This is a genomic window from Paenibacillus sp. 2003 (assembly GCF_031455635.1).
Classification (GTDB): domain Bacteria; phylum Bacillota; class Bacilli; order Paenibacillales; family Paenibacillaceae; genus Paenibacillus; species Paenibacillus amylolyticus_B.
This window is the reverse complement of sequence record NZ_JAVDTB010000001.1, coordinates 1,362,940-1,373,333: the sequence shown is the minus strand read 5'-3', so window position 1 is coordinate 1,373,333 and position 10,394 is coordinate 1,362,940. Positions and strand designations below refer to the sequence as shown.

At 44.4% G+C, this 10,394-nt stretch carries 8 protein-coding genes; 2 read left to right on the top strand and 6 right to left on the bottom strand.

From position 1 onward, the window contains the following. Positions 1-276 precede the first annotated feature (276 nt). Positions 277-1,677: an exosporium glycoprotein BclB-related protein gene (locus J2X75_RS06190; RefSeq protein WP_310335029.1), complete on the bottom strand. Its 1,401-nt coding sequence runs from the start codon at positions 1,675-1,677 to the stop codon at positions 277-279. Positions 1,678-1,962: 285 nt separating this feature from the next. Beyond that, positions 1,963-3,420 (bottom strand): alpha-L-fucosidase, encoded by a 1,458-nt coding sequence (locus J2X75_RS06185; RefSeq protein ID WP_310335028.1) that lies wholly within the window; start codon positions 3,418-3,420, stop codon positions 1,963-1,965. A gap of 122 nt (positions 3,421-3,542) precedes the next feature. Here J2X75_RS06185 and J2X75_RS06180 point away from each other — a divergent pair, with 122 nt between their 5' ends. Next, positions 3,543-4,388 (top strand): AraC family transcriptional regulator, encoded by an 846-nt coding sequence (locus tag J2X75_RS06180; protein WP_310335027.1) that lies wholly within the window; start codon positions 3,543-3,545, stop codon positions 4,386-4,388. A gap of 26 nt (positions 4,389-4,414) precedes the next feature. Here J2X75_RS06180 and J2X75_RS06175 read toward each other — a convergent pair whose 3' ends face one another. Together J2X75_RS06175 and J2X75_RS06170 are read right to left on the bottom strand one after the other, a co-directional pair. After that, positions 4,415-5,500 (bottom strand): glycosyltransferase WbsX family protein, encoded by a 1,086-nt coding sequence (locus J2X75_RS06175; RefSeq protein WP_310335025.1) that lies wholly within the window; start codon positions 5,498-5,500, stop codon positions 4,415-4,417. Between the two features lie 59 nt (positions 5,501-5,559). Further along, positions 5,560-6,651: a CgeB family protein gene (locus tag J2X75_RS06170; RefSeq protein ID WP_310335024.1), complete on the bottom strand. Its 1,092-nt coding sequence runs from the start codon at positions 6,649-6,651 to the stop codon at positions 5,560-5,562. Between the two features lie 212 nt (positions 6,652-6,863). On the opposite strand from J2X75_RS06170, the gene J2X75_RS06165 reads away from it, so the two are divergent. Beyond that, positions 6,864-7,268, top strand: a complete 405-nt coding sequence (locus tag J2X75_RS06165) for a hypothetical protein (RefSeq protein WP_310336670.1) — start codon at positions 6,864-6,866, stop codon at positions 7,266-7,268. 113 nt (positions 7,269-7,381) lie between these two features. Here J2X75_RS06165 and J2X75_RS06160 read toward each other — a convergent pair whose 3' ends face one another. Beyond that, positions 7,382-8,728, bottom strand: a complete 1,347-nt coding sequence (locus tag J2X75_RS06160; RefSeq protein WP_310335023.1) for a glycoside hydrolase family 30 protein — start codon at positions 8,726-8,728, stop codon at positions 7,382-7,384. 22 nt (positions 8,729-8,750) lie between these two features. Further along, positions 8,751-10,394, bottom strand: a complete 1,644-nt coding sequence (locus J2X75_RS06155) for a type 2 periplasmic-binding domain-containing protein (RefSeq protein WP_307536923.1) — start codon at positions 10,392-10,394, stop codon at positions 8,751-8,753.

Sequence of the window (10,394 nt, the reverse complement as noted above, 5' to 3'; positions counted from 1 at the left end):
TAGGAATTTAATTGGATTTTATTGGTATAGTATAAAATCATTATTCGATATATACAAGCACTTTATTGAAAAATATAGAAAATAAGTCTATTTAATGCTTTTATGTGTCTCATGTCGCTTACACATTTCAACTTATTTTTCGCATTCCTGCATGTTTTTGATAAATGATAGTTTGTAGTAGTTCTATATAACCAAGACCTGATACTCAAAATTCCAAATCAAGAAAAAGAACGACATGAGAACTCTCATGTCGTTCATATCAAAATTTATATCTCATCATGTAATGTTCACGCCGCCACTTGCATAGCCAACAACGGTATTCACAAGACTAAGTCCAGTTGCCGTTGCGGAGAATACAAGCAGAAGACGTGTCTGTGCAGTCACAGGTATAGCCAATCCGGTTGTTATGCCATTGGAGATACTACCCAATGCAATAATACCGGTGAGTGGAGGTGCCAGTGTAACGACCGCCCCCGGAACCGCAGTAAATGCATTATCAGGAGTAGGTGAACTGAATAATTGCGCAGTGATGGTCACCGTTGAACCGACCAAGGCCAAGGCAGCTGTGGTACTGAAATAGGCAGCAATTGAAGTTATAACGCCATCCCGTGGGACAGAGAACGCAAAGTTAATGAGTGGTCCGACAATCGTTCCCGTTAAATCAATCGTGCCACCCAGAATGCTGACTCCTGTTGCCGAGCTGCCGAAACCGATAAGGCTTGTCGTTCCGACCAGTCCACCAAGAACCGTTGTTAATATGGCAGGTCCGCCAGAAGCAAACGGTATGATGGCGCCCGAACCCGTAGCTCCTGTAACACCAGTGCTGCCAGTTACTCCCGCAAGTCCAGCTGCCCCGGTGACTCCGGTGGCTCCTGCTACGCCAGGATCACCTGTTGCTCCTGTAACGCCAGCTGCCCCAACAGCTCCTGTACTCCCCGTTGCACCTGTCGCTCCTGTTGCGCCACCTGCTGGGCCTGCCGCACCCGTTGCTCCAGTAACACCTGTCGCACCTGCTGGTCCCTGGGCACCAGCAGCTCCCGGTGTACCAGCTGGACCTACACCACCCTGAGAACCAGCAACGCCTACCGGGCCTTGTGGACCAGGTACTCCCTGAGGACCCGCTGGTCCTGCAGGTCCTGCAGGTCCTGCCGGACCTTGACTCCCTATGTTTCTGAGCCCTGTTGTGATAGCCAATTCGGTCGCCCGGATCAAAATGACCAGTTGATCTTTCTCAGCCGAATCGATATTCCCCTGTAAAATGACAGATAGGAGCACATCCAGCAATTGCTGCAAATTGGTTCCCACACTGATCGGAGAAAATGGAACGGCCTCTGCAGATACAATGGTAAGCTCCAAGATCGCTTCGAGATCTGCCTTGGTTCCCTTTTTCAAATCCGAATGATGAACCAGAGCCAGTAATTTACGCAGTACCTCAATCAGAAGTGAAACATTATGAGGCGTGGGATTGGCAAAAACCTGTACAATTGCTCCCTTCAACTCACCAATTAATTTGAGAAGCAATTCGGCTTCTTTGTCAAAACACTTATGATGGTGGTTATTGTGGTGGTTATGATGATGCTCGTGGTGGTGTTCTTTGTGTTGCTCTTGGGGATGGTCACAGTCCTCAGCTTTTTTTTTCTTAAATCCGCTCCAACTGATGCGTTTCTTTGGTTTCATCTTTTTTTTGCAGATCCTCCTTAGTGAGTCTCAATCATTCCATAATAGGCGAACATCACTGGTTTGATGATATCAGTATATTAGCAAGAAAGAATTTCGTGATTATTATATAAGTAAATTTCCGAATTACAGTTTTCAGCTTGGAGGAACCTCCATTATCATGGAGAGGATTTTGCATGGAAGTCAGCCCTATGTATAGCCCAACCAAAAGAGCGCTATCCGATGAGTACAATACTCCTGGATGCGCCCTTTTTATATTTACAGTATTTAATTTATCTTTGTTGATTAGTCCAATTTAATTTTGAAAACAATAGGCGCATTACTTTTTACAGTTGTCGTTGTGATCGTCAATGCGTCCGCTGTTCTCTCCCATTGCGGCTGTTCTTCATAGCCAAGTACTTGAATATCTTGAATGACCCCTTGAAAATGGTGAGAATTTTCCTTCAGGGATTTAATCTGTACCACCCCGTTATCTGGATAGGCAAGAACCGTGGCATACAGGCTGCTTTCTTTTAACGTAAACCGTATATCTTCACTCGTAAATATCTTCGTATCCCCATCCGTGAATTGCCCTTCCTTCACCTCTGTCGGACCCTCACCAAACGTACGCCAGAAAGACGTGTCATAGATCGCTTCCCCATTCACTTCCAGCCACTTGCCGATGCTGAGCAAAATGTCGCGATCTTCATCCGGTATACTGCCGTCTGCTTTAGGTCCAATGTTCAGCAGCAAATTTCCGTTTTTGCTTACAATATCGACGAGATCCCGAATGATCTCCTCAGCCGTTTTATAGTTATTATTTTCCGTATAACACCATGAGTTTTTAGCGACAGCCGTATCGGTTTGCCAAAAATAGGGCTTGAGCTCAGCGAATTGTCCCCGCTCCACATCAGGAACGGCACTTCCAAACATGTAGGCCTCATGTTTATAATTGATAGCTACAGGAACGCCCCATTCGTCGCCTTTGTTATAATAATAGGCTGCGAATTTCTTAAGATAGGGTTTGAACGCAACCGTTTGAATCCACCAATCGAAATAGAAGACCTTCGGTTGATATTGATCCACCAGTTCGCAGCAGCGAATCAACCAGTCTTCCAGATACTCCTCGGTTGGAGGCGAACCATACAGATCATGATGATCCGGCTCAGGCATGGCTGGCCAATAGAAATCCCCACGCTCTAGGGGTTCCTTGATATCGGAATCAAACTCCTTCCCGTGAGACATGAAGAACCAGTGCTCGGCGCGGTGAGACGACACACATAAGGTCAGCCCCTGCTTCTCGTACGCAGTCTTCATCTCACCCAGAAGATCCCGTTTGGGGCCCATTTCATATGTGTTATAGTGAGAGATAGAGCTCTTGTACATCTGAAATCCATCATGATGCTCAGCCACTGGCATAACATATTTGGCTCCGGCCTTTTTGAATAACGTTGCCCATTCGTCTGCATCGAACTTCTCTGCACGAAACATCGGAATGAAATCTTTATATCCAAATTCCTTATGAGGTCCATACACCGCAAGGTGATGTTCATAAGCTTTGGTGCCTTGTATGTACATATTTCGCGAATACCATTCGCTATCATAGGCCGGTACTGAATATAGCCCCCAGTGAATGAATATGCCGAATTTCGCTTTTGGGTACCATTCGGGTACTTGGAAGGTGCTAAGCGAACTCCAGTTGTCCTTGAATTTACCGCTCTCAATCGTTGCTTCAATCTGTCGCAAATATTCGTTTTTGTCCATGAGATGTTCTCATCCCTTCTGTTATCGTCTGTAGTTGTATTGTAGTGCTACGGCTGAAGGATAGACATGCAGAACACTAACTTTTAGATGGACAATAATAACCTTGTATGGAGATGAAAAGTATGAATCACCAAACTTTGCTTACGAACTACCTGTCCAATCTCCAAGTCGAATTATTCATGGTCAATTACAATCGATGCGATACGGATTGGAAGGATCTGAATTACACGCCCGATTACAGCAAGTTTTATTTCATATGCGAAGGTGAAGGTTGGCTCAAAATTGGGGATGAGGAGTATTATCCTGCGCCTAATCAGCTTATTTTAATGCCAGAGGGGATCAAACAGTCTTACTCTGCCATTAATGAAAGTCCTTTTCTCAAATATTGGTGTCACTTTAGCGCAAAGGTTGGTGGAATCAATTTGTTCCAAATTCTGAAATTTCCACACATCTGTGCGATAGATCAACCTGAGTTGATTCAAGCAATCTTCAGCAGCATCCTTACATATGCAAAATCCGATGAAGTCTATGCCCATATGATGGCCAAGAGCAAACTGACCGAGTTACTATCCCACTATCTAATGAATCTGGATCTGGATCAGATCTCTTTTATTAACGTTCCTGTCATGGAGAAACTGTCCACCATTCTGGCTTATATTGATTCCAACATCGAAGAGAATATTTCGGTTCAGGATCTGGCCCAGATCGCCTACATGCATCCAAATTATTTTATTCGATTCTTCAAGCAGCAGATCGGAGTTCCTCCGATCCTCTATATTACTGGCAAAAAAATCGATAAGGCCAAGGAACTGCTGGCCTGCACCCCGAACACAATAACTGCCATCGCCGAGCATCTCGGTTTCAGTGATTTGTATTATTTCTCCAGACAGTTCAAAAAGCATACAGGGCTAACTCCAACGGAATACCGCAAACAAAAAAAGGTACTTACAACGAAACGTGGTCTATAAATAAGCACAAAGCAGAGAGAGTTCCCTCATTCGGAACTCCCTCCTATTGACTTGTTTCTGTTCGATTCATGCTGAGTTACCTTCTTGAGTTCTCTCAAATAAGCATAACCATAGTTTTGATCCGGCTCAAGATATGCCCCTTCCGCCCACTCATTCCAGGCGTTAATAAAAAGATATTCACTTTTGTACAGCGTCCTCGCTCGTTCCATCTGTCTGGATAGATACAGCCCAAACTTCTCTGGTGTGGACCCGAGCGTACTCTGTCCGTCAACGCCTCTCCGCGGTGTATTATCCCAATTCACAAAAGCACCTGGATAGACAATTTCTCCGTTACGGTGTGGTGTTCGTTCGAGAATGGAGGACCATACCTTGTCGTAATTCACAGCAATATGCTGCTGTCCCTTGATGTTCATTTCGATCCAGATTCCATTCATATGTCCATGTGCAAACGTATAATGCGGTTCAAATTCCATACTCGCTTCAAAGATCTGACGATTAAATGTAGGGAATCCACCAATGGTCTGCACAAAATGAATCCCTTTCAGGCCATGCTTCAAAGCCAATTCACGCCAAAACTGAATCATTTCCTCACATTGGGGAATGCTGGCTGGTCGATAGATCAGAAATAATGGCTTACCTTCCACTCGAATATATCGTTTGTCCTTAAATACCTTAACCAAATAATTAAAATGTTCTTCCCAATCATCTCGATCCCCATAGTTCTGGGCCATGAGAATATCGGATTCTTGCCCATCCCATTTTCTTGTCCATGTCTCATTGGCCCAAGACAAACAAAAGGGAAAATCAGGCTCCCCACGATCCAAAATTTCATTCACTGGTTTTTCCAACAAACGCTTGCCTTTGAACCAATAATGATAATAACAAAATCCATAAATGCCATGCTGCTTAGCCGTTTCCGCTTGCCACTTTCGTACATCTGGATCGGAAAGATCATAATATTTCCCCTGAAACGGCTGCTTAGGCTGATGATGACCCGAATATAAGGGAGTGGCTTTTTTTACATTGGTCCATTCAGTAAAACCATTCCCCCACCATCGGTCATTCTCCTCAATCCGGTGAAATTGGGGTAGATGCAGAGCAATTACTTTCAAACAGAACTCCTCCAATGCAGGAACATGATGCAGCCTAAACTCGTGTGATTCTTGATGGTTTATGTGAATATGATATCCAGCAGTCGCAATGTTTTTTGCAGATGGGATTGATTATATTTCATGTATGCCAGAGCATGGCTAGCGGCCAGTCTCCTTGCATCAACACTCTGCCAGTAATGTTCAAACTTCTGAGTGAGTTCTTCACAAGAGTTGTATTGTTGAAAGTTACTAAGATCTATCCCGTTGCTCTGATTCACAGATGGTCCTATGAGCTGAAACGTCCCACATGCGGCAATTTCCATCACGTTTTTGATTGATTCGCCACTATGAATAACCAGTTTGCTTCCGTTAAATAAAATCTGGCGAGCTTCATGTCTGCGAACGGGATAGAAATCTCCAAGCTGTGCCCAACCCTTCCCATCCACCCGAACGTTTTTGTTATTCAAAAGACCCGATTTGGCAATAGCGGTGACGATGCCATCAGGTTCTGCATCCCCGATGATATAAACATCCGATTCGTACTCCGGAGGAACAGCTTGAGGACAGAATATATGTGGATCAGGCGGCATTAAAAGTTCATGACTACCAGTGCTTCCCATATGATGCTGAACATCGCTTATTTGCGTTGAATGTTGTGTAAACACGTGATCAAAAATCGGTAGAATAGTTTCGCTTTGAATCACATGTTGATCGGCAGACAACCAGATTGCCTTCTTCATGGTTGATGTCCTTAATGCTGTGATGTTCTCATCCGGCAAGTTTTCTTCGCTTCCGATGACCATAATCAGGTCAACATCATAAGAAGATAAACAGGCTGACACGGATTCGATATATTTAATCTCATTCACATTTCTCACGAGATGTTTCAAACTCTGTTCAATGAGTACACAATGTGATGACATTTCCCGGTCATTACAAGGAGTAATCAGAAGCACATTTAACTCCTTATAGATCACTTTTGGCACTTCACGGGTAGGTATGCTTCCCACCTTTATCATTTTCAGCCATTGCTGATTCAGTTCTAATTGCTGTACTTCCATATGTTTACGCATGGATTTGAGTTTCCTGTTCAGAACCACATTCATCTGTTTCAGGAATAACCGGTTCGCATCATGAACTGAACGTTTCTTTTTCGTGGACTTAACCTGCATTTTTGACTTCTTCTGGATAGCAAACCCTCCCGTTCCATACGAAAACATTCTCTGCCTACAATATGCACGACATAGTGGCATGGTTTCTTCTGTTGCCCACTTCACTCCCTCTTCATTCCAAAAGAGGCTTTATCCCAGATATACAATGTGTGGTCACCCGTGTCGGTTCAAATCTTGTCCTCATAGAATATAAGAATACTATATAGGAGATGATGTCATTGCCAACATTTGATAGTATCCTTGTCACCGGTAATCAGACCATTAACCAGGATCTGCAAGTCAATGGTAATGAAACCATTGGCGTTGATCTACAAGTCAATGGTAGCCAGACTATAACAGGTAGCCTTCAAATCAATGCCAGCTCCTCGATTGTCAACCATTTGGGTGTAGGCGGAGTGATTGAAGCTGGAGATAGCATAAAGGCCACTACACAATTAATGGCACTCAATCAACCTACTCTTCCACTCTCTCTACCCGTTTTGCAACAATTCAGATATTACAATCCTGGTGTTGCAGGTCAACCCGGTCTGGTCTTAACAGGGACTGCTGGCAACCAATATATACTGTTCGTTGATGAGAGTAGTGGAACGCCCAATCTTGCCATTCAACCTTTATAAGGTGATCCATCCACAGGTAATGTCAGCAAAAGAAGCGATGTCCGTGTATTCTCCGGACGTCGCTTCTTTTGCTTTCGTTTCTGATGAAACCTATTTATAACTTCATTCATTTATCAACCTTTGATTAATACAGACAAGGCACTCTTACTTTCCAGCTGAAACTTCATCAATGTATCGTCCCGCAGCTTAACCTGTACGTTACCCGTCCCATCTCCATCATTGAAGAGGACTAGTGCGACGGAACCGTCTACATTTTTGAAAGCCACGGAACAGATCGCATGATCACTGGACGTTGATTCAATGCGAACAGCCTTCGGGCGGATCACAGCACTGAAATGTGCCAAGGCATAATAATCGAGTGTATACGTAAGCTCCTTGGTTTGCTGATTCACTTGCACGATGCCACGACACGTACTGCGGCCAAATCCAGGAACGGTTGGCCCGTTGTTCTCATCAAGCGCCATATTCCAAAGTACAAAGGATTTGCTGTAATTACGAAGAATGTGGATCCCTGTTCGCATCACATTCGAGAAGGCTTGCTCAAATGGCGGAATCCACTCTCCACCCGAACCTTCAGTGAAATGCACTTCTTTACCAACAAAAGCTTCATAAACCTTCGTTTGAGCAGAAGCATCGCCCCCGTACCAATGCCAGGCTACGCCATCCACTTCCTCTCCCGCTTGTTCAAGTACGGTCAGGGGATAGTCCGGTTGATCCCAGTTGTGATCGTAACAGAGAATCTTGGTTTGAATATCGTTTTGCACAAAGGCTGGTTTGAGATGGTTTTTGATAAAATCTGCTTGCGCTTCGGCTGGCATCAACATACCCGGATAGTGCCCGGGTTCATAAAGCGCCTCATTCTGTGGTGTAATGGCATGGATCGGTAATCCATGCTTGCCATACGCTTGAATGTATTTCACGAAATATTCAGCATAAACGGGATACCATTCAGTCTTTAATTGTCCGGTAATCATCGATCCACTCGTTTTCATCCAGCCGGGTGCACTCCATGGTGAAGCAAACAGCTTCAGTTCAGGATTCAATGCCAACGCCTTTTGAGTCAAAGGAATAACATCCCCTTCATCATGTGCAATGCTGAATTGGGTTAATTCCGGGTCTGTCTGCTGTTCTGGCATATCGTTATAACTGTATACCGTTCTCGCATAGTCCGAAGCCCCCATTGGATTACGGATGACTGACAGCCCGATCCCTTTCTCCGGATGGAATAGTCGGATCATGAGCTCATCCCGTTGCTCCTCATTCAAGATTTGATTGATCAAATAGGCAGATGAATCGGTAAAAGAAGCACCAAATCCGTCCATCTCCTGATATGTTAGTTGATCATCCAGATGGATGGTCGTTGTCTCCTTATCGGCATCCAGAGGCTTTAATTTCTCCTGGGATAGAGATACGAATAAATCTTCTTCACCCGTAGATTTGTGCATTTTGAATGTAGTCATAGGATTCTCCTTTGTATTTCTATTATTGAATGCCTAGTTTCTCTTTGTTCAATTTCATCTTTTCACTGCGTACCTTCACAATCTCTTCCCAGCGGTTCTCACCTAAAAATGACTTGTAAGAAGCCAGTGCATTGTCATACGAGGCATCATCCTTGGAACGCACCATACTGACCAGCGTTGTATTCCACTTCGTATTGATTGCTGACAACGCACGAGCTTCAGGTGTACCTTGATCCGGGCTAATATTCTCCAGAATGAAATGTGGTTTCAGCTTGCCTTTGCCCCACTCCTGCATCTGTTTAATCGCTTCCGGAAAAGCATCTGCACTGAGTGCTTTGTGGCGGTCATGACCGAAGAACATAAATTCACCCATCCGATAATCCTTTTTGAATTGATCCGCGTTATTGAGTTGCAGGTCTTTCACTGCTGGCAGCAATTCTACACTACCGTCGGCTTTGGTTTGGTAGGTTTCCCCCTCGATCCCGTAATTCATGAGTGTCTGTCCTTCTTCACTCAGCAAGTACGTGAATATCTGAATGGCCTTGGCCGGATCTTTACAGTCCTTGGAAATAAAATTGATCATCCACCCAGTTATTCCGGATTGATTCAATGTTGGTGCATTGCCTTTGGTACTCTGCGGTCCATCGATAGCAACATATTCTTTGCCTGGATTCGCACTCATGTAGATTTGCAGGTTTCCTCCTTGTTGAGGTGTACCGTCAAGCAGCATGGTCGCGTATTTACCAGACTTTACTTTTTCCTCAAAAGCCGTTCCATCATCAGCAAAACTGTCATCACTGATATTGCCATCTCTGTACACGGTGTTCAATGTCTTCAACCACGTGAGGTAATCTTCATCCAGATTACGATCGTAGAATTCTCCCGATTCGGTCTCCAGCGGGACGCCGATGAAATCTTGCAATGTATCCCCGAGTGAACCTGTTCCTTCACCAATGGAGTTGAATCCAAACGGAATCAGCGCAGGAAACTCTTGCTTAATTCGTTTCATCACACTCTGGAATTCTTCTGGCGTTCCAATGACCGGACTACCCAAAGCTTCGTACACATCCTTACGAATGATAAATGCCGTTTTTGCAGGAATGTTACCGCTATCATAATCCTCCTGTGTATTGGAATAGTTCGGGTAACCATAGGTTTTACCATCCGCTAATTGGAACCAGTTCAATGTATCGGCAGCCGCAACTTTATTGAAATAAGGATCATATTTTTCCGCCAGATCGTTCAGGGGCATAGCCCAGGTAGCGGCTTTTTGTACCACTGGAGAATTCGAGTCAAATACGGTTAGCAGGTCAGGCATATCTCCGCCGGCGAAAAAGGTGTTTAACTTGGTATCATCACCCGTGATGAATTTAATATTGATGTTCAGGTCCTCTTTGATTTTCTTCGTTACAATGTCCTTGCCAAAATCGGTGTTCCACCAGTCAGCATTGACGTACCACGTCAGGTCTGTAGCTTCTTCCTTTTTATCCAACTGCCAAGCTGGCTTTTCCGGGTCGACCGTATAACGATCTTCAATGGAAACCCAGTTCCCTTCACTGGATCTCCCCGATCCACCACTGCAACCTGTAATCATCATCACTGCTGCAAGCAATGTCGCGAACAATTTAATCCCTTTTTTTCCTGATGCCTTGTTCAACTTCAACAT

What these genes read in the sequence shown, in the direction of transcription:
- J2X75_RS06160 (WP_310335023.1), bottom strand. Translation starts at nt 8,728, where the DNA reads ATGACTACATTCAAAATGCACAAATCTACGGGTGAAGAAGATTTATTC.
- J2X75_RS06190 (WP_310335029.1), bottom strand. Translation starts at nt 1,677, where the DNA reads ATGAAACCAAAGAAACGCATCAGTTGGAGCGGATTTAAGAAAAAAAAA.
- J2X75_RS06155 (WP_307536923.1), bottom strand. Translation starts at nt 10,394, where the DNA reads ATGTTGAAGTTGAACAAGGCATCAGGAAAAAAAGGGATTAAATTGTTC.
- J2X75_RS06170 (WP_310335024.1), bottom strand. Translation starts at nt 6,651, where the DNA reads ATGCAGGTTAAGTCCACGAAAAAGAAACGTTCAGTTCATGATGCGAAC.
- J2X75_RS06180 (WP_310335027.1), top strand. Translation starts at nt 3,543, where the DNA reads ATGAATCACCAAACTTTGCTTACGAACTACCTGTCCAATCTCCAAGTC.
- J2X75_RS06185 (WP_310335028.1), bottom strand. Translation starts at nt 3,420, where the DNA reads ATGGACAAAAACGAATATTTGCGACAGATTGAAGCAACGATTGAGAGC.
- J2X75_RS06165 (WP_310336670.1), top strand. Translation starts at nt 6,864, where the DNA reads ATGTCATTGCCAACATTTGATAGTATCCTTGTCACCGGTAATCAGACC.